24 protein-coding genes are annotated in these 24,026 nt (G+C 35.4%); 11 read left to right on the top strand and 13 right to left on the bottom strand.

The window, feature by feature from the left end; all coding sequences use genetic code 11:
* Positions 1-8: 8 nt before the first annotated feature.
* From rnc to pyk, 3 genes are all read left to right on the top strand, one after another.
* Complete coding sequence (gene rnc, locus PT603_RS10895) at positions 9-749, top strand: ribonuclease III (protein WP_008236561.1); 741 nt, start codon at positions 9-11, stop codon at positions 747-749.
* Positions 750-860: 111 nt separating this feature from the next.
* Entirely contained in the window at positions 861-1,325 is a 465-nt protein-coding gene (locus PT603_RS10890; protein WP_008236566.1) for an IPExxxVDY family protein, read from the top strand.
* A gap of 2 nt (positions 1,326-1,327) precedes the next feature.
* The gene (gene pyk, locus PT603_RS10885; RefSeq protein ID WP_008236568.1) at positions 1,328-2,773 is read left to right on the top strand and encodes a pyruvate kinase; all 1,446 of its coding nucleotides are present in this window, start codon (positions 1,328-1,330) and stop codon (positions 2,771-2,773) included.
* Positions 2,774-2,846: 73 nt separating this feature from the next.
* Here the strand turns inward: pyk and nhaA are convergent, their stop codons facing one another.
* From nhaA to dinB, 6 genes are all read right to left on the bottom strand, one after another.
* Complete coding sequence (gene nhaA, locus PT603_RS10880) at positions 2,847-4,169, bottom strand: Na+/H+ antiporter NhaA (RefSeq protein WP_008236569.1); 1,323 nt, start codon at positions 4,167-4,169, stop codon at positions 2,847-2,849.
* A 128-nt stretch (positions 4,170-4,297) separates the two neighbouring features.
* Complete coding sequence (locus PT603_RS10875) at positions 4,298-4,729, bottom strand: hypothetical protein (protein WP_008236570.1); 432 nt, start codon at positions 4,727-4,729, stop codon at positions 4,298-4,300.
* A 79-nt stretch (positions 4,730-4,808) separates the two neighbouring features.
* On the bottom strand, positions 4,809-6,434 hold the full coding sequence (locus PT603_RS10870) for a SulP family inorganic anion transporter (protein WP_008236571.1): 1,626 nt from the start codon (positions 6,432-6,434) through the stop codon (positions 4,809-4,811).
* A 184-nt stretch (positions 6,435-6,618) separates the two neighbouring features.
* Entirely contained in the window at positions 6,619-8,010 is a 1,392-nt protein-coding gene (locus tag PT603_RS10865) for an ATP-binding protein (protein WP_008236572.1), read from the bottom strand.
* On the bottom strand, positions 7,997-8,692 hold the full coding sequence (locus tag PT603_RS10860; protein WP_008236573.1) for a response regulator transcription factor: 696 nt from the start codon (positions 8,690-8,692) through the stop codon (positions 7,997-7,999). The genes PT603_RS10865 and PT603_RS10860 overlap by 14 nt, the downstream gene beginning before the upstream one ends.
* 63 nt (positions 8,693-8,755) lie before the next feature.
* Complete coding sequence (gene dinB / locus PT603_RS10855; RefSeq protein ID WP_008236574.1) at positions 8,756-9,856, bottom strand: DNA polymerase IV; 1,101 nt, start codon at positions 9,854-9,856, stop codon at positions 8,756-8,758.
* A gap of 58 nt (positions 9,857-9,914) precedes the next feature.
* Here dinB and PT603_RS10850 point away from each other — a divergent pair, with 58 nt between their 5' ends.
* Positions 9,915-10,391, top strand: coding sequence for a CYTH domain-containing protein (locus tag PT603_RS10850; protein ID WP_008236576.1), 477 nt, complete (start codon positions 9,915-9,917; stop codon positions 10,389-10,391).
* A 451-nt stretch (positions 10,392-10,842) separates the two neighbouring features.
* On the opposite strand, the gene PT603_RS10845 is transcribed toward PT603_RS10850, so the two are convergent.
* Positions 10,843-11,145 (bottom strand): antibiotic biosynthesis monooxygenase family protein, encoded by a 303-nt coding sequence (locus tag PT603_RS10845; protein WP_155805479.1) that lies wholly within the window; start codon positions 11,143-11,145, stop codon positions 10,843-10,845.
* A gap of 13 nt (positions 11,146-11,158) precedes the next feature.
* Entirely contained in the window at positions 11,159-12,232 is a 1,074-nt protein-coding gene (locus tag PT603_RS10840; RefSeq protein ID WP_008236582.1) for an isoaspartyl peptidase/L-asparaginase family protein, read from the bottom strand.
* Positions 12,233-12,358: 126 nt separating this feature from the next.
* Here PT603_RS10840 and PT603_RS10835 point away from each other — a divergent pair, with 126 nt between their 5' ends.
* Complete coding sequence (locus PT603_RS10835; RefSeq protein ID WP_008236584.1) at positions 12,359-12,895, top strand: 3-hydroxyanthranilate 3,4-dioxygenase; 537 nt, start codon at positions 12,359-12,361, stop codon at positions 12,893-12,895.
* 8 nt (positions 12,896-12,903) lie between these two features.
* Here the strand turns inward: PT603_RS10835 and PT603_RS10830 are convergent, their stop codons facing one another.
* The gene (locus PT603_RS10830) at positions 12,904-13,116 is read right to left on the bottom strand and encodes a hypothetical protein (protein ID WP_008236586.1); all 213 of its coding nucleotides are present in this window, start codon (positions 13,114-13,116) and stop codon (positions 12,904-12,906) included.
* Between the two features lie 113 nt (positions 13,117-13,229).
* On the opposite strand from PT603_RS10830, the gene amaB reads away from it, so the two are divergent.
* A complete protein-coding gene (gene amaB, locus PT603_RS10825) occupies positions 13,230-14,783 on the top strand; it encodes an L-piperidine-6-carboxylate dehydrogenase (protein ID WP_008236587.1) in 1,554 nt (517 codons plus the stop codon).
* 40 nt (positions 14,784-14,823) lie between these two features.
* Here the strand turns inward: amaB and PT603_RS10820 are convergent, their stop codons facing one another.
* Genes PT603_RS10820 through PT603_RS10805 form a run of 4 tightly spaced genes read right to left on the bottom strand, consistent with a single transcriptional unit; the run spans position 14,824 to position 18,331 of the window.
* Positions 14,824-15,549 (bottom strand): metallophosphoesterase family protein, encoded by a 726-nt coding sequence (locus PT603_RS10820; RefSeq protein WP_008236588.1) that lies wholly within the window; start codon positions 15,547-15,549, stop codon positions 14,824-14,826.
* Positions 15,549-16,688, bottom strand: coding sequence for an ATP-binding protein (locus PT603_RS10815; RefSeq protein WP_008236589.1), 1,140 nt, complete (start codon positions 16,686-16,688; stop codon positions 15,549-15,551). The genes PT603_RS10820 and PT603_RS10815 overlap by 1 nt, the downstream gene beginning before the upstream one ends.
* A gap of 6 nt (positions 16,689-16,694) precedes the next feature.
* The gene (locus tag PT603_RS10810) at positions 16,695-17,459 is read right to left on the bottom strand and encodes an SDR family NAD(P)-dependent oxidoreductase (RefSeq protein ID WP_008236590.1); all 765 of its coding nucleotides are present in this window, start codon (positions 17,457-17,459) and stop codon (positions 16,695-16,697) included.
* 11 nt (positions 17,460-17,470) lie between these two features.
* The gene (locus PT603_RS10805; protein ID WP_008236591.1) at positions 17,471-18,331 is read right to left on the bottom strand and encodes an aldo/keto reductase; all 861 of its coding nucleotides are present in this window, start codon (positions 18,329-18,331) and stop codon (positions 17,471-17,473) included.
* Positions 18,332-18,503: 172 nt separating this feature from the next.
* On the opposite strand from PT603_RS10805, the gene PT603_RS10800 reads away from it, so the two are divergent.
* The 5 genes from PT603_RS10800 (at position 18,504) to PT603_RS10780 (ending at position 24,026) form a co-directional block, all read left to right on the top strand.
* Positions 18,504-19,286 (top strand): DUF4382 domain-containing protein, encoded by a 783-nt coding sequence (locus PT603_RS10800; protein ID WP_040488500.1) that lies wholly within the window; start codon positions 18,504-18,506, stop codon positions 19,284-19,286.
* Between the two features lie 152 nt (positions 19,287-19,438).
* Positions 19,439-20,440, top strand: coding sequence for an AAA family ATPase (locus tag PT603_RS10795; protein WP_008236594.1), 1,002 nt, complete (start codon positions 19,439-19,441; stop codon positions 20,438-20,440).
* 68 nt (positions 20,441-20,508) lie between these two features.
* Positions 20,509-21,375: a DUF58 domain-containing protein gene (locus PT603_RS10790; RefSeq protein WP_008236596.1), complete on the top strand. Its 867-nt coding sequence runs from the start codon at positions 20,509-20,511 to the stop codon at positions 21,373-21,375.
* Between the two features lie 19 nt (positions 21,376-21,394).
* Positions 21,395-23,014: a hypothetical protein gene (locus tag PT603_RS10785; RefSeq protein WP_008236597.1), complete on the top strand. Its 1,620-nt coding sequence runs from the start codon at positions 21,395-21,397 to the stop codon at positions 23,012-23,014.
* A gap of 10 nt (positions 23,015-23,024) precedes the next feature.
* On the top strand, positions 23,025-24,026 hold the full coding sequence (locus PT603_RS10780) for a vWA domain-containing protein (protein WP_008236599.1): 1,002 nt from the start codon (positions 23,025-23,027) through the stop codon (positions 24,024-24,026).

Genomic DNA, 24,026 nt, shown 5'->3' with positions numbered 1-24,026 from the left:
ATTTCCCTATGGGGCTTATTCATAAAATACTACATTCCCGCTCAGCTGATGACGGGAATTTTTTTATGCGTTTAAAAGGAATTATTGGGTTTGCGCCTAAGGATTTAGAAATCTATAAAAAAGCTTTTACGCATCGGTCTATTAATAAAAAGGATGCCAAAGGTAATCCAGTAAACTATGAGCGTTTGGAATTTTTAGGAGATGCTATGCTGGGTTCTATTATCTCAAATCACTTATTTAACCAAGTGCCTTCAGGAGATGAAGGCTATCTTACTAAAATGCGTTCTAAGGTTGTGAGTAGAGAGCATCTTAACGAGCTTGGTAAAGATCTTGGGCTTATCCATTTGGTGGATAGTAAAATTCCTAAAGAGCATTTTGGAGAAAATATTCACGGAAATGTATTTGAGGCTTTAGTCGGTGCAATATTTTTAGATAGAGGTTATATGTTTTGTGAACGTTTTGTGCAAAAGAAAGTTATTAAACCTTATGTTGATATTGAAAAGCTTGAAGGTAAAATTTTAAGCTATAAAAGCTTGTTAATAGAATGGGCTCAGAAGGAGAAAAAGACTTTTTTGTTTGAAGTATATGATGACAGCGGTAATGAGCTAATTAAACACTTTGCAGTAAAGTTATTTATAGATGGTAAGATTGCCGCAAAGGCAAGAGCGACCTCTAAAAAGAAGGCCGAGGAACGTGCAGCTAAGCGTGCTTATTTCAAGCTCCAGAACAAGATTGATGCTCAAAAATAATTCTTTTTCAAACTAAAACGTTTTCGTTATAAATAATTCGTAAACAATACGTTAAACCCTCTTTTTTTTGAGGTTTATGCCTTATCTTTACACTTCTTTGAAACCAGGTGTATGGCTATTTACAAGCTATTGGAGGATGTTGGCGATGCTGCTTTTGCATTGATTGCCATTCATAGTCAGGAAGAAGATTATCGGCTTGCGTACCAGATCAACGCCGCTATAGCTACTCATTTTTCTCATAGTTCCATTGTGGTTGAAAATCATCAGCAACATCGATTTAATGTTTATGAATGGGAAGATAAACATATGGAACATACATGGTATCTCGTTGCTAATATCGCAGTAAGGGAGGATGTGGCAAAAAATGCTCAATCACTTTTTGCAGAACAGGGCTTACTAAAGGCCTATTTGGTTCCAGAGATGAAAAAAGTAGATTACTTCATTAAGATTAATAACATTGACCAATTCTTTACTTGTTCTTCATTAATTGAAGAATTGATGAAAGTTTCAGGAGTTGTTACTGCCTATGAAGTGGATCCGCACCAACTAAAATCTAAAAACAACTTAATTTTTTAATAATGCCTAACAGAAAAAAAACAAAAATAGTAGCTACATTGGGGCCAGCTACCAGTACCAGAGAAGTGCTCAAAGGTATGATGGAGGCTGGAGTAGACGTTTTCAGGATTAATTTTTCCCATGCAGATTATGAAGGGGTTTCCGAACGTATTAAAATGATACGTTCTTTGAGTGAGGAACTGGGTTACAACACAGCTATATTAGCCGACTTACAAGGTCCTAAACTTCGAGTAGGTGTGATGAGTGGAGAAGTAGTTGTAGAAAAAGGTGACGAAATAACATTCGTAACTGGAAAACCTTTTGAGGGCACCAGGGAGCGTGTGTATATGAACTACAAAGAATTTCCTAAAGATGTCAATGCTGGTGAACGAGTATTATTGGATGATGGTAAACTCATTTTTGAGGTGATTTCGACTAACCGTAAAAACGAAGTCAAAGCAAAGGTGATACAAGGTGGTCCGTTAAAATCTAAAAAGGGGGTGAACTTACCCAACACTAATGTGTCTCTTCCAGCACTAACAAAAAAGGATATTGAGGATGCTATTTTTGCAATTAGTCAAGAAGTTGACTGGATCGCGTTATCATTTGTTCGTCATGGGCAAGATTTGCAAGATCTTCGTGAGTTAATAGAAAAACATTCTGATCATAAGATTCCAATTATTGCTAAGATTGAAAAACCAGAGGCGGTAGAAAATATTGATAAGATAGTAGCTTATTGTGACGGTTTAATGGTAGCTAGAGGTGATCTAGGTGTAGAGGTCCCTGCACATGAAGTTCCACTTATTCAGAAAAAACTTGTTTTAAAGGCAAAACAATCTCGAATACCAGTTATTATTGCTACCCAGATGATGGAGAGCATGATTACAAGCTTGACTCCAACCCGTGCTGAAGTTAATGATGTTGCTAACTCAGTAATGGACGGAGCAGATGCCGTAATGCTATCAGGAGAGACTTCAGTTGGTGCATACCCTATACAGGTAATAGAGCGTATGGCTAGTATTATTGAGAGTGTTGAGCACTCTTCTTTAATCAAAGTTCCACAAGAACCACCTCATATTCGTACAAAACGATATATCACAAAATCTATATGTTATCATGCATCCTTAATGGCTAATGAGATTGATGCTAAAGTTATATCAACACTGACCAATAGTGGTTATACAGCATTTCAAATTTCTGCCTGGAGACCTAAGGCTCATATTCTTGTATTTACTTCAAATAAGCGTATATTGACGCAATTAAATTTATTGTGGGGAGTAAAGGCATTTTATTATGACCGGTATGTGAGCACAGATGAAACAATTGAGGATGTTAATCGAATGGCTTGCGAAAAGGGATTTGTAAGTGTAGGAGATATGATGATAAGTTTGGCTGCAATGCCTATTCAAGATAAAGGAATGGTTAATACATTACGGGTAACTGAAATTACAACATGTAACTTTAAGTAACTAACATTAATATAGAAGAAATAAAAAATCCGAAGTAATTACTTCGGATTTTTTGTATTCTGTAGAGCTTTAGTTACGCCTGTGTAGTGATAGTTTTTTTAGATTGAAATCTAAGGATTAAGTATCCTATAAATCCTGATATAAGGGAACCAACAAGAATTCCAACTTTTGAAGAGTCAATAAGAATTGTATTTCCTTCAAAGGCTAAATTCGCAATAAAAATTGACATGGTAAATCCAACTCCTGCTAAAAACCCAATTCCAATTATCTGATTAAAATTCACTCCTGCTGGTAAAGAAGCTAAACCGGTTTTTACTCCTATCCATGATAATATTACAACACCTATAGATTTTCCAAATATTAAGGCAATAATGATGCTTAAGGATAATCCAGTGTGTAATTCATTATCAGCGCTTATAGCAACACCAGCATTGGATAATGCAAAAACAGGTATTATAAAATAGGCTATCCAGCTGTGCAACTTGTGCTCAAGATTTTGTAAAGGTGATTGTACTTTCTTGGTCCAATCTTCTAGGTCTTCTATTAATGAAATTTGCTCATCAACCAATATTGGTTTAGAAGTTGGCTTTGTCTCACTGAGTTGATCAACTATGTCTTTTAGCTCTTCTGAATTATCTAATACAGTTCCTCTTTGTTTTACAGGTATAGTAAATGCAATTAGAATACCTGCAATGGTTGGGTGAATTCCAGATTTTAGGAAAAGTAACCATATAATGCTTCCAATTCCTAAATACAGGAATCTATTGTAATATCCTCGCTTGGTTAAAATAAATAGGAAGGCTAATAAAAGGAAAGAATATCCAATTAAATCCCAGGCAATATTAGTACTATAAAAAACCGCTATTGTCAGTACAGCGCCGATGTCATCAACAATAGCAAAAGCGGTAAGGAAGATTTTTAGGCTTAAAGGTACTCGATTACCTAGTAGGTTTAATATAGCTAATGTGAATGCTATGTCAGTAGCCATAGGAATCCCCCATCCCTTAGAAGTCTCGCCTGAAGGGTTAAGTACTAGGAATAGTAATACCGGTATAATAATTCCACCTAAAGCAGCAAAAATAGGTAGTGAAGCTTTTTTTAAGGTGTTAAGTTCTCCAAGAAGGACTTCGCGTTTAATCTCTAGACCTATTAAGAAGAAAAAGATGGCCATAAGTCCATCGTTTATCCATAGTATTAGCGGTTTGGTAAGTTCAAAATTATGAAATTGAAATCCTAAAGGTATTTCCCATAATTCTTTGTAGGTGTCCCCCCAAGTAGAATTTGCCCAAAGGAGACTTATGATAGTTGCGCCAAAAAGTAGGAGACCACTAAGGCTTTCTACTTTTAGGAATTTTTCAAATGGAGTGATAAAAATTTTTCTCAGTCTTTGCGTCATATAATCCAATTATGTAAATAAAAAAGCTTCCTTTTTCTAGGAAAAAGGGCAAGAATACAACAAAATTACTAATCTTTTGGTTACTGAGGTTACCGAGATACCCCAAGGAAATGTTAAGAAATGGTAAATTAAGAGCTGATAGTTACCACAGTAGATGCAAATTTCTGTTCAAAATCTTTAGAATGTTGAACAGAAAGTATTTTATTTATCCAGGAAGGTTTTTTATTTTTTAATGCGATTATATCTACATTGTATTTTTGGGAGTATTCTTTTATGACGTCTAGTTTGTTTCCGAATGCTATAACTGTCTTGATGTTAAATTCTTTAATTTCAGTGTTTTGATTAATGATTTTCTTTGCGAAGAAGTTTAACTTTATTTGGGTTTCTTCCATTAAGAGGTTCCGAAGTGCAGCTACCTTTAATTCAGTTGAATTTTCTGGGAGACGATTTATGAGTAAAAGGATTACTTGTAAATTACACTTGTTAAACATGTCAATAGTGGTGTTAACAAATTGTTCGTCTTTTGTGATATTTTCTAAAGGAATGAGAACTATTTTCATAAAAGCAGAGTGTTTAATTTAAAGAAAGGAAGAGGCGAATGGGTGCTAACCAAAACAACGTTCGCCTCCCCTTAAGAGATTAAGCAGAAATTGGCCCTTTCTTTGCTTTGTATGTTACCTTGGTGTTGGACATACGTTTTATTCCGTTGGAAGATATATGTGGGAGATTTACAATTACACATTTAATATCCCTGTCTGGGGCTGTCATTTTAAAGTTGTATATCAATTCAAGAGCATCATAGTCAATTTCTTTAGATAAGCTTCCATCAATTATGACTTCACTTTTTTCTGGCAAATGTTCTAAGGTAAGTTGTAAGCTTGCTTTGTTTAGGAAAGATACATGCTCGCTTAGCTCAATTCGTATTTGACGCTGACCATCTTCATCCTTTTTTTCTTCATTATAGAAATATGGTACTTTATAATTTGCACGAAGTATATAGAATACACCTACTGCCATACCAATTAATATTCCAATTAGTAGGTCTGTGAAAAGTATAGCAACTACAGTAGTAACAAATGGTATAAAGCGGTCTCTACCAAGTTTTAGTTGTGCTTTGTAAAGAGCTGGCTTGGTAAGTTTATAGCCAACCATAATTAATATAGCAGCCAAAGCAGAAAGCGGTATAAGATTCATTACTTTAGGAAAAATAGCAACTGCTAGAATTAATAGGATACCGTGGTATACGGCCGACATTTTTGATTTAGCACCAGAATCTAAATTCGCGGAACTACGTACAATTACGGCGGTAATTGGAAGACCACCAATTAGCCCAGATACAATATTTCCAACTCCTTGAGCCTTCAATTCCGCATTTTGTGGTGTTCGACGTTTTTCAGGATCCAATTTGTCGATGGCCTCGACACTGAGAAGTGTTTCTAAACTTGCTACAATGGCTAATGTGAAAGCTGTAATGTATAAATTGATATTACTTAATGCTGTAAAATCAGGAAATATAAAAACATCTCCTAGGGAATCCATTTCTGAAATAATAGGAAGGTTTACCATTTGGTTACCAGTAACTGCTATTCCAGGTGCAATTGAATTTATAATTTGATTGATTACTATTGCTAATACCACTACAATGATACCTCCTGGAATTCTTCTTAGGAATGCATTCTGCTTAATAAATGATGCCTCCCAAGTCCTTAATAGGATTAGAGAAAATAATCCAATTGCTAAACTTATAAGATGAATGTGATTAAAAGCTTCAAAAAAATCACTCATAGTATTCGATCCGTCAAGTTGCATAAATTCTAAACTTCCAAAAGCATCAGCATCAAAACCAATAAGGTAGGGCGTTTGTTTTAGTATAAGAATTAGACCAATGGCTGCAAGCATACCTTTTATTACAGATGAAGGGAAGTAAAGGCCAATGATTCCAGCCTTTATATATCCTAGAAGTAATTGGATAAATCCAGCAAGAACTACAGCAAGCAAAAAGGCTTCATAAGTTCCCAGTGTTTCTACGGCATTAAGCACAATAACTACAAGTCCAGCAGCTGGACCACTTACACTCAAATGAGATTTACTTAGAAATCCGATAACAATTCCTCCAACAATTCCTGCAATAAGGCCAGAGAAAAGAGGTGCTCCTGAAGCCAAGGCTATACCAAGGCATAGAGGTAGAGCAACTAAGAAAACGACAATACTTGATGGGATGTCATTTTTAGCGTAGGCTAGATACGATTTTAAATTATTCTTCATAGCGGTTTTTTAGGTGTTACACTAATCACATGTAGTGATAGGTGTTATTTTTCACGTTGCAAGATTACTACCATGGAATAAGAAACCGATAAGAGAAGAATTAGAATGGGATTAGAACTTCCATATTTAACTGGAACTTAACAAAATCAGGATGAATGTAATTAAAAATGCATGAAGATTTTTCCTATCTAAGAATAGTAATATGCTGTTCTTGATTGGGAAACGAAAATTTAACCACAGTGCCTTTTTCAACATCAGAATCTATTTGAAGTTGTCCTGAATGGAGTTTTACAATTCGATAGGTTAGTGGAAGTCCAACTCCAAAACCTTTAACTCCACGTACATTAGTGGCACGATAAAAAGGTTCAAAAATGTTTTTAAGTTCATCTTTAGGGATGCCCATTCCCATATCTGTTATTGTAATTTGAACTGTTTTAGAAGTGGTTTCTATCTTAATGATTACCTTTTGATTGCCTGAAAATTTCCCCGCATTGTCTAATACATTGGAGAAAGCAATGCTTAAAAGACTTTTATTACCCTGAATGATAAGCGCATCTGGGTTTTCTGGAAGTAAAGAAAAGTCAAATACAATATTATTTTCAGGATGAATATTGTTGAAATTTTGTTTAACACTTAGTAATAATTCATCAATCCGGATGGGTTCAATGATTAGTCCTTTATTATCAAATTCTGTTTGAGCTAGCTTTAATAAACTGCTTATTAAAACGTCGAGTCTCGCTGCTTCTACTTCAATTTTATTTAAAGAGGTCTTATACTCATCTGCAGTACGTTCTTTATTTTGGCTTATCTCTATTTCTCCAAGAATTGCGGTGAGTGGATTTTTTAATTCATGCGACGCATTGCTTATAAAGTTGCTCTGTATTTCAAAAGATGTTTCAAGTCTGTCCAGCATTGTATTAAATGTACTTGCTAGTTGTCCTAATTCATCTTTTTTATTTTTAATGTCCAATCTCAAGTGTAGATTTGTTGCGCTTATATCATTCACTCGTTGCGTAATGTTAGAAATGGGCATCATGATTTCTTTTGCATAAAACCTTCCTAAGAGGTACGACATTCCTAGGCTAATAATGAAGATTATCCATAGAGTGTTTCTTAGATTTTTCATTTTTAACTGCCCATAAAGATCTTCGGCAGACATTAGGACTATGAAATCACCGGTTTCATCGTGGTAAAGAAGAGCGTAGTAATAAATATCTTTTATTTTAATCTGGGCATGTTCCTTTTCTTTTAATTCTTTAAAAAACCAATCAGGTAATGGTTTAGCGCTGCTGTCCGTATGTATAGTATGGTATGGAGCCGAGGCCACAACAATGATTTCTTTTTCATTTGGAAGTGTTTTTAAATGCTCTCTACGTATTTCGTTATATATGTTGATGTTGGATGAATCGTTTTCTAAGTGTGTTTGAGCAGCTATAGTCCCACGCTGGCTTAAACGTAGGTAAAACTCACTTTGTGTATACCGATCAGTAAAAAAGTAAATAATGGTAAATACGGTCATAAGAAGCATGGCCGTTATAAACGTAAAGCTAAAAGCTATTTTATCACGTATTTTCATAGTCTTCTTTTAAAATATAACCCATGCCTATAACTGTTTGTATGAGTTTCGGGCTGTATTCTTTGTCAATTTTATTGCGAAGATAATTCACGTAGACATCTACAACATTAGTTCCTATATCAAAACCAATATCCCAAACACTCTCAAGAATTTCAATTCGGGATAAGACTTTGTTTGGGTTTTTCATAAAGTACTCCAAAAGACGATATTCAGTTGAGGTTAGCTTAATCTCATCTTTATCACGTTTTACAACTTTAGCATCTGTATCTAGTTCAAGATTTGCAATTTTAAGCTTCGCTTGTGGACTTACGGTGAAATTTTTTCTACGTTCTAAGGCTCGCAATCGAGCTAATAATTCTTTAAATTTAAATGGCTTGATAAGATAGTCATCAGCACCAGCATCAAGGCCATTCACTATATTGTCAGTAGTTCCTAACGCGGTAAGCATAAGAATAGGAGTTTCGCTATGGCCTCGAGATCGGATTTCTTTTGCAATCTCCACCCCATTCTTGCCAGGCAGAATAACATCTAGTAGAATAAAATCAATCTGTTTTTGTTGGATCAAATCCAAGCCAGTATCTCCGTCATACGCAATAAACACGTGGTATCCAGCTTCATTTAGCCCTTTTTTTATAAAGGCAGCCACATTTTGTTCGTCTTCAATTACCAATACATTTTTCATACGAAATAGCTGTTTATGGCGAAGATAATCAAACTTTAGTATTTCTATTGTATTCCACTTGGGTTAGAAATCAAAAGATAGTTGAACTGAAATTGTCTTATTAATGGAGGTGTTTTTTTTTGAACCTATATTGAGATTAGAAAGTGAGATACCTACTAAGCGAACAGAGTTAAAAAGTTTTTCTTGATACAATAACTCTGTTGCAATTTCTAGAATTAGACTTTTATCACTAATAAAGTATGGTAGTGTTTTACTACGTGTTTGTAAGGTGAAATCACTGTACTTAATTTTTAAAGTAATTGTTTTTCCAGCCAGTTTATTTTTTTTCAAACGAGTTTCTAACTCCTGTGAAATATTATCTAGGCGCTCTTTGAGGAAAACTTCGCTACTTAGATTCTCCAAAAAGGTGTGTTCGGCTCCCACTGACTTTGGGATTCGTTCTGGTTTTACTGGACTGTTATGAAAACCCCGAACAATTTGATAGTAGTGACTTCCACTATTGCCAAAATGATATTCTAAAAACTCTCTGGATTTTGTTTTTAAATCTTTGCCGGTAAAAATTCCTAAGAGATACATTTTCTCTGTAGTAACTTTTCCTATACCATAAAATTTTCTAATGTCAAGCGCTTCAAGAAAGGATTCAACTTCTTTAGGTTTTACGGTTTTTTGACCGTTGGGTTTGTTATAGTCACTTGCAATTTTTGCGATGAATTTGTTAATTGAGATTCCTGCTGATGCAGTAAGGCCAGTATTGAGGTAAATGCGATTGCGAATTTCTTTTGCTATCTCAGAGGCTGATGGATTTCCTTTCTTGTTGTAAGTAACATCAAGATAGGCTTCATCTAAAGAAAGGGGTTCCACTAAATCTGTATAATCATAGAAAATTTTCTGAATACTCTCGGAAATTTCTTTATATCTATCAAAACGAGGCTTGACAAATATAAGTTCGGGGCATTTTTTCTTAGCTATATAGCTGCTCATAGCACTTTTTACTCCGTACTTACGTGCTTCATAACTTGCCGCAGCTACAACACCTCGCTTTTCACTGCCACCAACAGCCACTGGTATCCCTCGTAGTTCGGGATTATCCAATTGTTCAACAGAAGCAAAAAATGCATCCATATCAATATGAATGATTTTGCGATGTGAAGTTACAATATTCATCTGTTTCAGCTAACTTTACAAAGTTCTTAAAAGGAACTGATATTTGAAACGTTTTTTAATGATAGAAATAGAACGTAAATTTTTAGTAACACAAGATACCTTTAAAGAATTGGCGCATTCAAATACAAGGATTGTACAAGGGTTTCTTAATACTAACCCTGAACGAACGGTACGTATACGTATAAAAGGTAACTCTGCATTTTTGACAATTAAAGGGATTTCAAATGAAAGTGGATTAAGTCGTTTCGAATGGGAACGTGAAATTACTATTGAGGAAGCGGAATCATTATTGGCGTTGTGCGAACCGGGAGTAATTGATAAAGTTCGATTTGAAGTAGAGATTGGGGATCATCTGTATGAGGTTGATGTATTTAAGGGAGCCAATGAAGGTTTAGTTGTTGCTGAGATTGAACTTAAATCGGAAGATGAATTTTTTGAAAAACCAAACTGGATTGGGGAAGAAGTTACTGGAGATATTAAGTATTACAACTCCCAGTTAAGTAAGAAGCCATATACAACCTGGGCATTTGACTAAATAAGTTTAGTAATGTTAGACGGATAATATGCTTGTTTAAGGTTTGTTTGGCAATTTGTGCATGTTAAAAAAGTTGAATGATTCTTTATATGAAAACCAAATTGTCAGGATAATTGCTTAAAAGACAATTAGGGTGTTTTGTAATCAAACAATGAGCTATTTGAGCGCTAATACCTTAGACTTTATCTTTATACATCTGTATTTTATTTCATTTTTTTGGAGGAATTTATTGTTCGTAAAACCATGCTTAGGTATGTACTCTTTATAAATTACATATGGTTCATTTAAAGCGAATGTGTGAATATGGTTATTTAGGTCTTAATCGCCTTTTTGGTGACAAAGTGGATATTCGTAGTTTGACAGTATATCCTTCCTACAATTGAAATGGTTGAAAGTCGGCCAAATATAAATTCATCCATGCTTGGTTTCTATGGATTAAAAATCAAGATAATTATGATGTAAATTCATATTCTCGTTCTACTAGGCATATGCGGACTTTGTAGTGTGAATACCATTTATCACGACCAAACTGTTGAGCTAACATGTGATCGGAGTTTTGCTTCCATTTGGCAATAGATGGAAGGTCTTTCCAGTAACTTACCGTAATACCTAATTCATTTCTTGCCGATTCCACTCCAAGGAACCCAGGTTGCTCCTGTGCTAATACCCACATTTGCTGCGCCATTTCTTGGTAACCTATTGATTGTTCATTTTTAATTGATGTAAAAATTACAGCGTAATAAGGTGTATTCATTTGGTTTGTTTCATTATTCATTCTCTTTATAAATGCCAATACGTAACTTTCCCTCCTTGTTCATGTGGGCGCGATACATTCCAGCCGTATTAAATTCCATAGAAATATTACCTTCTTTGTCAATTGCTACAATTCCTCCATCTCCCCCCAATTTAGTTACTTTATTTTGTATTACTTCTTGCGCAGCTTGTTGAAGTGATAGGCCTTTATATTCCATTAATGCAGAAATATCATAGGCAACAACAGAACGAATGAAATACTCCCCCCAACCGGTTGCGGATACAGCACAAGTATTGTTATTGGCATAGGTGCCAGCACCAATAATAGGCGCATCTCCAACGCGGCCCCATTTTTTATTGGTCATCCCTCCAGTGGATGTTCCAGCAGCTAAATTGCCATACATATCTAAGGCAACACAGCCCACTGTTCCAAATTTAGAATCTTTAATAGTAGAGTCATAAAATGATGTTTTATCGTCATGATCAAGTTCAATCTTTTCACGTTCTTTGGCCTTTAACAATGACTTCATTCGGTTTTCAGTGTAAAAGTAGGAAGGATCTACGAGTGCTATTCCGTTTTGTTTGGCGAAAAATTCCGCACCTTCCTTTACAAGCATTACATGTTCAGATTTTTCCATAATAGCCCTTGCCAAATTAATTGGGTTTTTCACGGTGGTTACGCTGGCAACAGCTCCAGCATTTAAAGTTTTACCATCCATGATTGAGGCATCTAACTCATTTTTCCCATCATTGGTAAATACGGCGCCTTTACCAGCATTAAACAATGGCGAGTCTTCCATGACATTAATCGTCTTTTCCACGGCGTCGAGACTACTGCCTCCATTTTTTAAGATTTCATGTCCAGTACGAATGGCCTCTTCTAGTACTTTCTTATATTCTGCTTCTAGTTCAGGGGTCATGTTTTTCTTGAGAATGGTTCCTGCTCCCCCGTGTATAACAATTCCAAAGTTAGGTTGATTGTTCTCGGCATTTTGAGGCTTAACTATTGCTTCTTTTTTGTCAGTAGTTTTGTTGTCACAGCTTATTAAAAAAGAGAAAATACATAGAATAAGGACTGATTTTTTCATTTGGTTCTTTAGAATTAAATTGAAATCGAACTAAAAATAATGAAATTTTGGTGAATCAAGATCTATAAGAGTGTAAGAGGTTGTGATTAATTAGAAATAAGTATCTTTAACAGTAAAATTGTATTTATGGAAATTCAAAAGCCGTTTAATCTACATAAGTGGTTAGATCAGAATAGAGCTATTTTAAAACCACCTGTGGGAAATAAAAATCTTTACCATCAAGCAGATGATTTTATAGTAATGGTGGTGGCGGGTCCTAATGCTAGAAAGGATTATCATTATAATGAAACTGAGGAACTGTTTTATCAGTTAGAAGGACATATAAAGATTCATATTCAAGTAGACGGTAGTAAACATACGTTGGAGTTAGGTCCTGGAGATATGTACTTACATCCTGCCAAAATACCTCATTCCCCAGAACGAGGGCAGGATTCAATTGGTCTAGTAATTGAACGAGTACGTGCTGGTAAAGGATTTACCGATGGATTAGTGTGGTACTGTGATCAATGCAATGAGAAACTTCATGAGGTATATTTTGAACTTCAAAATATAGAGAAAGATTTTTTACCTCATTTCAAAGATTTTTATTCATCTCTAGAGAGGCGTAGTTGTTCTCACTGCGGGAATGTAATGCCATGTGATGATAGATTTATTGATCATTAACTACAAAATTACTTTCGTGAAGCAGTTACAACTCCACCAATGATGCAAATAATTGCAATTCCTAAATAAGCGTACCCAGTATTTTTAGCCCCACTGTCTTGAGCTTTAATTTCAAGTTCGCCTATTTTAAAGCCGGTTTCGCTTTTATTTAATTTTTCTAAACCTGTGTAACCAGCTAGTACACCTGTAGCAATTAATAATATGGCAATAATTTTTTTCATAGGAGATGTTTAAGAATTGATGTATTTAGTTTAGAACGGATTTATCAACTTTAATACCATGAATAATTTGTATATTCGCCAAAATGTAACAAAAAACACCAAAAAAGCACAAAATGTCACAAATAATGATAGATTTCGGAATCAAAGAAGCGTTACAATTATTGGGAGTTAGCTCCATAAATAAAGGAACCTCTACTGGTACTCAATGGTATCAAGGAGGGTCAGAAATTATATCTCACTCTCCAGTTGATGGCGCTTTAATAGCAAAAGTTACTACAACAACTCCGCAAGAATATGACAAGGTGATTGCAACTGCTCAGGAGGCCTTTGTCTCATGGAGAATGTTGCCGGCTCCTAAACGAGGAGAGATTGTCCGTCAATTCGGAGAAAAATTAAGAAAATATAAGGAACCTCTAGGAAAACTTGTTTCTTATGAGATGGGGAAAAGTTATCAGGAAGGTTTGGGTGAAGTTCAGGAAATGATTGATATCTGTGATTTTGCAGTTGGTTTGTCAAGACAATTACATGGACTTACTATGCATTCGGAACGACCTGGCCATCGAATGTATGAGCAATACCATCCTCTGGGTATAGTTGGAATAATTTCTGCATTTAATTTCCCTGTAGCAGTATGGAGTTGGAATACTGCATTAGCATGGATATGTGGAGATGTTTGCGTTTGGAAGCCTTCAGAAAAAACACCATTATGTGGAATAGCGTGTCAAAATATAATCGCAGAAGTAATTAAAGATAACAATCTACCAGAAGGAATCTCTTGTCTAATAAATGGGGATTATCAGGTAGGTGAATGGATGACTAATGATAATCGTGTACCTTTAATATCAGCTACGGGTTCGACTCGAATGGGTAAAACTGTAGCACAAGCTGTTGCTGCGCGTTTAGGTAAATCATTGTTGGAGTTAGGTGGTAATAATGCTATTATCGTGACTCCTAGTGCTGATATAAAAATGACTGTTATAGGTGCGGTATTTGGAGCTGTCGGTACTGCAGGACAACGTTGTACCTCAACACGCCGATTAATTATCCATGAAAGTATATACGATCAAGTTAAAGAGGCTTTAGTTGCGGCATATGGACAATTGCGCATTGGAAATCCACTTGATCAAAATAATCATGTAGGACCTCTTATTGATACAGCAGCAGTAGGGATGTATGAAACAGCATTGAATAAAGTGGTTGAAGAAGGTGGAAAATTATTGGTTGAAGGAGGGTTGCTTACAGGGGAAGGATATGAAAGTGGCTGCTATGTAAAACCAGCAATTGCTGAGGCTGAAAATCATTTTCAAATTGTCCAACATGAGACTTTCGCTCCAATACTTTATTTGTTAAAGTATAGTGGTGAATTAGAAAATGCAATCGAGTTACAAAATGGCGTTGTGCAAGGTCTTTCGTCCGCTATAATGACTACTAATCTAAGAGAGGCGGAGCGTTTTCTTTCGCATGGAGGAAGTGATTGTGGAATAGCTAATGTGAATATAGGAACATCTGGTGCTGAAATTGGAGGTGCTTTTGGCGGAGAAAAAGAAACTGGAGGAGGACGTGAAAGTGGTAGTGATGCTTGGAAAATATATATGCGTCGTCAAACGAATACGATTAATTATACGGCGGATCTACCTTTAGCTCAAGGAATCAAATTTGATCTGTAAAAGTCAATAAAAAAAAGCGGTGATTAGCCGCTTTTTTTAGTTAGTTTCTTCCATTTTCATTTGGATAAAAAGTGTATGCATCATCACTTTGCCAAAATTCTTTGGTTTCAACATTCATGACAGTTACAGGACCTTTATATGCTGCCCCGGTATCTATATTCCATACATTTGCTGCATTCATGGGAATGGTAATACCCATACGAGTAGTTGGGGTGTGACCAATAAATATTTCATTATATATTAGCAATCGTTTGGGGTAGGCTGGATCTTTTGGTGACATTCTCGGATTAAGTGCCATAGCCATTTCCCAAAGTGTGCGATCCCAATAGAGCATTTCAGGGAAATATTCAAAGTTTACACCATTAAGATTAGTGAAACCTGCATGAACAAATAAACGGTTCTCCGAGTCTAAATGGTATGAAGGTAATGTCTCGAGAAAAGATTGATGATGTTGTAATGTTGGTTGAGTGATTCTTTTGTAGGCTTCAATTGTGCTTTGTCCTCCGTTTTTTAACCATAATGAATTATGTTGTTGTGTGTTTAACCAATTAAGACATAAATCGTCATGGTTGCCCCTCAAAAAAATACAATTGTATGATGATCTTAAGTTGATGAGATATTCGATTACTTCTGGAGATTGACTCCATCCATCGACATAATCACCTAAGAAGATTAAGGTGTCTAGAGGACTAATGCGAGCACGATCGAGTGCTTGCATTAAAGGGAGGTAAGCTCCATGAATGTCACCTATAACAAGAGTTCGCATTAAGAGTTGTATTTTACTTTTCGCAATATACGTAAGGATTCTTTAAGGGAAATATAAATAGAAGGGTTGTATTCTTTTATGAGCCATCGATGTTCTTCTAGTTTTTCTTTGGCTTCTTCAAAACCATTTAGATAACATAAAAGGTAAGTTGCCGGAAGGTCTTTTAAATCATTTAAATCGTGCTTATTAAGAGTTAGGTTCTTTTTTATTTTTTCCAACAGTGTGTTATTGGTATTATAGATATGATGGAGAGTCTTTTTATCATATTGGGGGGGCTCAAAAATTAGTGTGCTGTCAATTTTATATGTACCATTGTCGTAAAAGGTAATAGTGACAGTTTCCAAGGGATAATATTGAGTACTATTATTAAGACCTAGTTGAACATATTCGGTAGTAGTGAAGGAATTTTCATTCATAGAGATTTCAACCTCATCTAATGCCGAATAAAATAAACGAACTTGTTCGTTTATAAGTTCAATGTCTACACGGGAATAATAGATCTTCCCATTATTTTTTTTTGGGTTTCCTGCCCAGCAAACAACGAATTGTTCCTTAAATACTTTGTAATTGGCATCAAGATCTTTATGACGATTGTTTAAAAAATCAACTACTCCATCAAGAGTATGTTCAATATTGTTGCTTGCTTGTTTTTCAATCTCTGCTACGGTATCAGAGTTATTGTCTCTTATATATATATCAAAGTCTTTAGGCATACTGATACTTCCTTCTCGGAAGAAAATAGCACCTCCATAGTATTTCCATATGTTTTTGCGAAGTGAACATATTTTTCCAGTAGATCGTATGGTGATAAGACCAATGACTTTTCCTTCAGGTAGGTTTGGAAAGTATACATTTTCATAGGCAATTAGAGGAGGATTTTGAAGATATGCATTGACTAAATTTTGGATTTTGCTATCATCGAAAAAGTCAACTCCTGCTATTTTATTGTCTTCATCTTCAACACCAACAACAATAAATGAATTATTGGCAGGGTTGGAATTAGCTAAAGCACAAACATGTTTTAAGAATTTAGCTTTTCCTTCTTTTTCATTCAAATTCAAAAAGCGCTTTTTATCATAAAAACTATTTTCATCGTTATGAGCAAGTAGGTTTTTTATGAGTAAGCGTTTGTTAATCATGGTGTGTTATATTGATTTCTTATGGAGTACTGTACTTGAGGCTTGAGCTGTTGGTAGTACGACTATATCACCAATAGTAACATGTGAAGGTCTTGAAATCATAAAGTCAATGATTTCTGCTATGTCCTTGGCAAGTAAAGGATCAAAACCTTTATATACATTTTCGGCTCTAGATTTGTCTCCTTTAAAACGGACCTCACTAAATTCTGTTAGTACCATTCCAGGGTGTATGGCGCCTACCCTTATTCCATGGGGATTTAAATCTATTCGCATACCTTTAGTAATTGCATCTACAGCATGCTTGCTGGCGCAATAAACGTTTCCATTGGTATAAACTTCTTTGGCGGCAATTGATCCAATATTTATGATTTGTCCACTATTTCGATTCGTCATTCCGGGAATGACAGCTTGAGAAACATAAAGAAGTCCTTTTACGTTTCCATCAATCATGTTATCCCAGTCCTCCCAATTCCCATTTTGAATGGGGTCAAGTCCATGAGCATTCCCTGCATTATTAATTAGGATGTCTATTTTAGAAAATGATTCTGGTAGTGATTGTATGGATTTTAGCACCTCCTCCCTATTTCGAACATCAAAAACTAAAGTTTGGACATTGGTTTTAGAGGAAAGTTCTTGCTGCAATTCATGTAAACGTTCTTGGCGTCTTCCGCAGAGGATCAATTGGATATCCTTCTGAGCTAAAAGCCTTGCTGTAGCAGCTCCAATACCACTTGATGCTCCTGTGATGAGGGCGGTTTTTAAATCTTTCATAAGTGTTTTTTTTAAGGTACTTTATGGCCTTGACTTGCAACCAGAACTGAAAACCAATCTTCGGTTTCCCATTGAATGGAAGTGGCCGCCATTAATTCTTTTATGCGTTTAATTTGCGTGGTTCCTACTACTGGAATTATTCCTGAAGGATGTTGTAAAAGCCATGAGAGCAATAGTTGGTTTTCGGTAGCGTTGTATTTATTTTGAAGTGTAAATAGTTGTTGTTTTATGCGTAGGGTTTGTTGATTTTCTTCCTTGAAATAGGTGCCTAATGGCCTCCAAGCCATGGGTTGAATATTTTTTACATTCATGTAGTCTAAATTACCATCCCATATTGGATGATAATGTGTGAGTGAACATTCTATTTGGTTTACTTCAACTTTGGTATATTTCCCAATAAGATCCGTTTGGAGAGGTGAAAAGTTTGAAACACCAAAATGTAAAATTTTACCGTTTTGTTTTAACTGATAAATAGCTTCTGCTATTTCTTCAGCACGCATTAATGGACTAGGTCGATGGAGCAGGAAAAGGTCTAGATAATCGGTTTTTAGCTTTTTTATGGATTCTTCAGCGCTCCATATGATGTAATTCTTAGAATATTCATAGTGTTTAACTTTGTTGTTTCGAGTATCACTCAGGTATTGAATACCGCATTTTGAAATAAATTGAACTGCATCTCTTTTGATATTACTTTTTGTGAAAGCTTCTCCAAATATTTCTTCAGTTGTATAACCTCCATAAATGTCAGCGTGATCAAATGTGAAAACACCTTCACTTACACATTCTTCTATTAGGCGTGATATTTGCGATGAAGTTAAATTGTTGCCCCAGCTCCCCCAGGTCATCGTTCCGGCAATAATTTTGGAATACATAGGATGAAAAATCAAGTTTTATTTGTGTTTATAAAAGTAAGAAAAGCGATTTGTTATCTAAAGAGCTGTTTGTTAAAAGAAGAGAGAATTTTTTTTTTAAAAAAAGGCATACCTAAGGGTAGGGTATTTACGTTTAAAACTGTTATAAGGGTGAATCTAAATCTTAAAAAGTATGAAACTATTAAAAACAAGCTTATTAGCCTTAATGGCAATCGTAACATTTTCGTGTAGCGATAATGATTCGGGAACTTCACGTGTTGTGGTAAGTATGACGGATGCTCCTGGAGATTATGATGCTGTAAATGTAGATGTTGTGGATGTTAAAATTAAACGCAATGCCGAAGGAGGGGAAGAAGAAGGATGGGAAAGTATTGGAGGCATAAATCCAGGGATTTATAATTTGTTAGATCTTACTGGAGGTGTAAGTGTTGTGCTGGGAGACGCAGTAGTGCCATCGGGATATATTAATCAAATCCGATTGGTACTAGGTACAAATAATACAATTGTAGTTGATGGCGTTGAAATGCCTTTGTCTACCCCTAGTGCTATGCAGTCAGGGTTAAAGCTAAATCTTCATCAAGAATTGCAATCAGGTTACACATATGAATTTTTGATGGATTTCGATGTTGATAAATCTATAGTTTCTGCAGGAACATCAGGAACTTATAACCTTAAACCAGTTATACGTATTACCTCAGAAGCTACTAGTGGAATTATTAAGGGTAAAGTAATGAATGCAGACGTAGCAGCCGTTGCTTCAGTTATGGTAGGAGAAACCGAAGTGACAGCGAACACAAATGAAGAAGGTGTTTTTGCTTTGCATGGTATTCCTAGTGGAACCTATATTGTGACTATAACTCCAGACGCCTCATCTGGCCTAAATGCAACAATAGTTGAAAGTGTAGTTGTGGTTAATGGACAAGTAACCGATATAGGCGAAATAACTTTAGAATAAGTTAAACAATCATAAATTTTTCTAAAGGGCAGCAGCTTAGGCAGTTGCCCTTTTGTTTTTTAACCATCCCTTAACAGCAGTTGATTATTTATTTTAACAATTTGCATCGTATTCACAACATTGTTAAATTCACAGCTCAAAAACTTTATGCAATGGACCAAAATAGTACGATTGATATTGGACAAATAAATGAAAAAATTGAAAGAGAGAGTGCTTTTGTAGATCTTCTTACCGGAGAAATGAATAAGGTAATTGTAGGTCAAAAATACATGGTAGAACGATTACTTATTGGCTTGCTTGGTCAAGGGCATATTCTATTGGAAGGTGTTCCTGGACTTGCCAAAACCCTCGCTATTAATACACTTTCCAAGGCTGTACATGGAAGTTTTAGTCGAATTCAGTTTACACCAGATTTGCTACCAGCGGATGTAGTTGGTACAATGATTTACAATATTAAGCAAAATGATTTCTCAATTAAGAAAGGGCCTATTTTTGCCAATTTCGTCCTAGCAGATGAAATTAATCGTGCACCAGCCAAAGTACAATCTGCTTTGCTTGAGGCTATGCAGGAGAAGCAAGTAACAATTGGTGATGAAACATTTAAATTGGATAGACCTTTTCTGGTTATGGCAACTCAAAATCCAGTTGAACAAGAAGGAACATATCCTCTTCCAGAGGCTCAGGTGGATCGATTTATGCTTAAAACAGTGATCGATTATCCTAAAATGGACGAGGAACAATTAATTATCCGGGCAAATCTAATTGGAGATTTCGGAAATGTGCAACCAGTTGTTACTTTAGAACAAATTATTAGAGCACAACAAACTGCTAGAGAAGTGTATATGGATGAGAAAATTGAGAAATATATTCTTGATATTATATTCGCTACTCGTTATCCGGAAAAATATAAACTAGCTGATTTAAAGCCACTAATTAGTTTTGGAGCCTCTCCAAGGGGAAGTATTAATTTGGCTATTGCTGCCAAATGCCACGCCTTTATTAAACGACGTGGTTTTGTAATCCCTGAAGATGTTCGAGCTGTGGTTCATGATGTCTTACGTCATCGTATAGGAATTACCTACGAGGCGGAAGCTGAAAACATTACTTCTGTTGATATCATAAACAAGATTGTTAACGAAATTGAAGTGCCTTAATAAGCGTATTTACTTTTGATTTGTACGTCCTTTATTGCTAGGTTGCATATTCACTGAAAACAATCCTTATGGATACCAAAGAATTACTCAAGAAAGTTCGAAAAATTGAAATTAAAACCCGGAGGTTGTCTGATCATATCTTTGGAGGGGAATATCATTCTGCCTTCAAAGGGAAAGGGATGACTTTTAGTGAAGTGCGTCAATATCAATTTGGTGATGATGTAAGAAGTATTGATTGGAATGTTACTGCACGTTACAATGAGCCTTTTGTAAAGGTCTTTGAGGAAGAAAGAGAACTTACTCTTATGCTCATTGTAGATGTAAGTGGTAGCGAATTATTTGGCACACAAAATCAATTTAAGAATGAGGTTATAGTAGAAATAGCTGCTACATTAGCTTTTTCTGCCCTACAAAATAATGACAAGATAGGTCTGATTTTATTTTCTGAAACAGTAGAGTTATTTATTCCTCCTAAAAAAGGAAAATCTCATGTTTTGCGTATAATAAGGGAGCTTATAGAATTCACACCAAAAAGTCGTAAGACTAATATTGCAGAGGCTTTAAAGTTTTTAAGCAGCGTAATGAAGAAGAAGGCTATCACTTTCATTCTTTCTGATTTTATTGATGAGGGTTATGAACGTACACTTAAAATAGCCGCTAGAAAACACGATGTTACCGGTATTAGAATTTATGATAAAAGAGAAGAATCAATTCCAAATATTGGACTTGTACAGATGGAAGATATCGAAACAGGAGAGTTACTTTTAGTAAATACTCAATCAGCGAAGGTTAGAAAGAATTATGCATCATACTATCAGGAACGAGTAGCTGAGTTTGAAACTGTTTTCTCCAAAAGTGGAGCCGGGGCGTTGAGCTGTCGACTAGATGAGAGTTATGTAAAAAAATTATTGGGATATTTTAAAAGAAGAGGATAGTATGAATTACCGCACGTCCATGTATAAACTATTAAAAAAGGCCTTAACCGTGCTTATGCTGTTTTGGGGCGTAATGGTTGTGCAAGCCCAGATCCAACCTAAAGTAAAAGCTAAAGCTGACAAGACACAGATAAAAATTGGAGAACAGATTAGGTATAACATTGAAGTAGAAGTGGATTCTTCAACTTTTGTTTCTTTTCCTGAAGGGCAAACATTCATGCCTATGGAAGTTGTGGAAGCTACTCCTATTGACTCTTCTCGTATTCAAGAACGTTTGAATCTTATCCGTACGTATTGGCTTACCCAGTTTGATTCGGGAAGTTATATAGTTCCACCTCAAAAAATTGTTATTAATCAAAAACCTTTTTACACTGATTCATTACGAATTGAGATAACTACGGTTGAGGTAGATACGTTAAAACAAGCCCTTTATGATATTAAACCAATGATGGAAGTTACTAAGACCAATAGTGATTGGATGAAGTTACTATTCTTATTTATTGGTATTGTTGTAGTTGCCTTGCTTGTGTATTGGTTCTTTTTTAGGAAGAAACCTATGACAGAAGAAGAAAAAATGGCGCAATTACCTCCATTCGAACGTGCCATTATTGAGCTGAAAAATTTAGAACAATCAAGATATCTTATTCAATCACAACACAAAGAATATTATTCTCAGCTCACTAATATAGTTCGTGCTTATTTAGAAGAAGAAGTACATATTTCTGCTCTTGAAAGCACTACAGATGAACTTATTACGAAATTAGAAGTACTTCAAGAAACAGGGAATTTAAAATTGGAGCCAGGCACAATCTCTAATTTTAAAAGTGTACTTCAAAAAGCAGACCTTGTAAAGTTTGCAAAATCCAAACCCGAAATTTCGGTAGCCGAAAATGATAGAAAAATCATAGAGGAGGTAGTTGTAAAAACTAAAGAAGCTTTGCCAGAGCCCGATGAAGAGGAATTATTGAAAACTGAAGTATATAAGGAACTTTTGGCCAAAAGGAAGCATAGACGAAAAATAGCTATTGTTGTTGGAAGTATTTTGGGCGCGATTGTTATCACATTTGGAGCAACGACTGCTTATTATGGATTTACCTATGTTAAGGATACCATTATAAGAAATGAAACAAAACTATTACTTGAAGGGGATTGGATAATGAGTGATTATGGTTACCCACCTACTCATATTGAAACGCCAAAGGTGCTGGTGCGAGAAGAAGATCAAATTTCTGATGTAGTTAAACATGACATACATACACATCAATTGTTTTCTCATGGAAATATCAGAGATGGATTTTATTTAGCTGTTAGTGTGACTACCTTTTCTAAAGATGCAACGTTTGATATTGAAAAAACTGTTAAGAGTTCCATGGATCGATTCACGAGGTTAGGTTCTCGTAATATGATAGTAAAAGAAGAAGAGGTAAATACACTTTCTGGGAAGAAGGGGATTAAAATGTTTGGGACCATGGTTATAGAAAATAGTAAGAAACAACCTAGACAGGTAGGTTATACAGTACTAAGTTTTGTTGAAAACAGTGCTTTTCAACAGGTCATTTTTGTATATGATGCTGATGATAGTTATGTGGACAAAATCATAGAAAGAACACTACAGTCATTAGATTTTAAACAGGAATAAGAAAAGATATATGTTGGATAAAACACCTTTTGTAGATCCTCAATTTTTCTGGCTGCTTTTGATGCTTCCAGCTGCAGGAGTATGGTATTTCTTTATGCGTAAAAAAGAACTGCCCTCTCTAAAGATGTCTAGTTCGAAGGGTTTTAAAATAACACCCTCATTATTAGCTCAATTTAAACCACTTCTTTTTATTTTAAGACTAATGGCATTAGCAGCCCTGATAACTGCATTGGCGCGTCCCCAAACAACTGAAGTGACATCTCGAACTAAAACTACTCGAGGGATTGACATTGTAATGGCAATTGATGTTTCCTCCAGTATGCTAGCTCAAGATTTAAAACCTAACAGATTATCGGCACTTAAATCCGTTGCGGGGGAATTTGTGAAAGCAAGAGTAAATGATCGTATTGGATTAGTGGTATATTCTGGTGAAAGTTTTACAAAGACACCTATTACAACAGATAAGTCTATTGTGCTTAATGCATTACGTGAAATTACATTTGGCCAAGTAGAGGATGGAACAGCTATTGGTATGGGATTAGCAACTGCGGTTAACCGTTTAAAGGATAGCAAAGCTAAAAGCAAGGTTATTATTTTACTGACTGATGGGGTGAACAATGCTGGTTTTATAGAGCCACAGACTGCTGCTGAACTAGCCGTGGAATATGGGATAAAAACATATACAATTGGGCTAGGAACCAATGGCATGGCGCTTTCACCTGTGGCATATAATCCTGATGGAAGTTTTCGCTATGGAATGCAAAAGGTTGAAATTGATGAGCAACTTATGAAAGAAATTGCTAAAATCACAGGAGGGAAATATTTTAGGGCTACAAATAATAAGAAATTACAAGAGATTTACGATGAAATCAATAAACTAGAAACTACCGAAATAGAGGAATTTAAGTATACTAATTACGAAGAGAAATTTAGGTTTTGGGCTGTTTTAGGAGGGCTGTTGTTCCTTTTGGAGCTTGTTCTTCGTCATACGGTGTTTAGAAGTTTTATATAA

This window comes from Imtechella halotolerans (assembly GCF_028743515.2).
Taxonomy (GTDB): domain Bacteria; phylum Bacteroidota; class Bacteroidia; order Flavobacteriales; family Flavobacteriaceae; genus Imtechella; species Imtechella halotolerans.
Note: the sequence above shows the minus strand (reverse complement) of the source record. Positions and strands in the feature narration are given on the sequence as shown.

What these genes read in the sequence shown, in the direction of transcription:
- PT603_RS10850 (WP_008236576.1), top strand. Translation starts at nt 9,915, where the DNA reads ATGATAGAAATAGAACGTAAATTTTTAGTAACACAAGATACCTTTAAA.
- pyk (WP_008236568.1), top strand. Translation starts at nt 1,328, where the DNA reads ATGCCTAACAGAAAAAAAACAAAAATAGTAGCTACATTGGGGCCAGCT.
- PT603_RS10780 (WP_008236599.1), top strand. Translation starts at nt 23,025, where the DNA reads ATGTTGGATAAAACACCTTTTGTAGATCCTCAATTTTTCTGGCTGCTT.
- PT603_RS10810 (WP_008236590.1), bottom strand. Translation starts at nt 17,459, where the DNA reads ATGAAAGATTTAAAAACCGCCCTCATCACAGGAGCATCAAGTGGTATT.
- PT603_RS10785 (WP_008236597.1), top strand. Translation starts at nt 21,395, where the DNA reads ATGTATAAACTATTAAAAAAGGCCTTAACCGTGCTTATGCTGTTTTGG.
- PT603_RS10840 (WP_008236582.1), bottom strand. Translation starts at nt 12,232, where the DNA reads ATGAAAAAATCAGTCCTTATTCTATGTATTTTCTCTTTTTTAATAAGC.
- PT603_RS10790 (WP_008236596.1), top strand. Translation starts at nt 20,509, where the DNA reads ATGGATACCAAAGAATTACTCAAGAAAGTTCGAAAAATTGAAATTAAA.
- PT603_RS10875 (WP_008236570.1), bottom strand. Translation starts at nt 4,729, where the DNA reads ATGAAAATAGTTCTCATTCCTTTAGAAAATATCACAAAAGACGAACAA.
- nhaA (WP_008236569.1), bottom strand. Translation starts at nt 4,169, where the DNA reads ATGACGCAAAGACTGAGAAAAATTTTTATCACTCCATTTGAAAAATTC.
- dinB (WP_008236574.1), bottom strand. Translation starts at nt 9,856, where the DNA reads ATGAATATTGTAACTTCACATCGCAAAATCATTCATATTGATATGGAT.
- PT603_RS10800 (WP_040488500.1), top strand. Translation starts at nt 18,504, where the DNA reads ATGAAACTATTAAAAACAAGCTTATTAGCCTTAATGGCAATCGTAACA.
- PT603_RS10890 (WP_008236566.1), top strand. Translation starts at nt 861, where the DNA reads ATGGCTATTTACAAGCTATTGGAGGATGTTGGCGATGCTGCTTTTGCA.
- PT603_RS10845 (WP_155805479.1), bottom strand. Translation starts at nt 11,145, where the DNA reads ATGAATACACCTTATTACGCTGTAATTTTTACATCAATTAAAAATGAA.
- PT603_RS10865 (WP_008236572.1), bottom strand. Translation starts at nt 8,010, where the DNA reads ATGAAAATACGTGATAAAATAGCTTTTAGCTTTACGTTTATAACGGCC.
- PT603_RS10815 (WP_008236589.1), bottom strand. Translation starts at nt 16,688, where the DNA reads ATGATTAACAAACGCTTACTCATAAAAAACCTACTTGCTCATAACGAT.
- PT603_RS10830 (WP_008236586.1), bottom strand. Translation starts at nt 13,116, where the DNA reads ATGAAAAAAATTATTGCCATATTATTAATTGCTACAGGTGTACTAGCT.
- PT603_RS10805 (WP_008236591.1), bottom strand. Translation starts at nt 18,331, where the DNA reads ATGTATTCCAAAATTATTGCCGGAACGATGACCTGGGGGAGCTGGGGC.
- PT603_RS10860 (WP_008236573.1), bottom strand. Translation starts at nt 8,692, where the DNA reads ATGAAAAATGTATTGGTAATTGAAGACGAACAAAATGTGGCTGCCTTT.
- PT603_RS10835 (WP_008236584.1), top strand. Translation starts at nt 12,359, where the DNA reads ATGGAAATTCAAAAGCCGTTTAATCTACATAAGTGGTTAGATCAGAAT.
- PT603_RS10820 (WP_008236588.1), bottom strand. Translation starts at nt 15,549, where the DNA reads ATGCGAACTCTTGTTATAGGTGACATTCATGGAGCTTACCTCCCTTTA.
- amaB (WP_008236587.1), top strand. Translation starts at nt 13,230, where the DNA reads ATGTCACAAATAATGATAGATTTCGGAATCAAAGAAGCGTTACAATTA.
- PT603_RS10870 (WP_008236571.1), bottom strand. Translation starts at nt 6,434, where the DNA reads ATGAAGAATAATTTAAAATCGTATCTAGCCTACGCTAAAAATGACATC.
- PT603_RS10795 (WP_008236594.1), top strand. Translation starts at nt 19,439, where the DNA reads ATGGACCAAAATAGTACGATTGATATTGGACAAATAAATGAAAAAATT.
- rnc (WP_008236561.1), top strand. Translation starts at nt 9, where the DNA reads ATGGGGCTTATTCATAAAATACTACATTCCCGCTCAGCTGATGACGGG.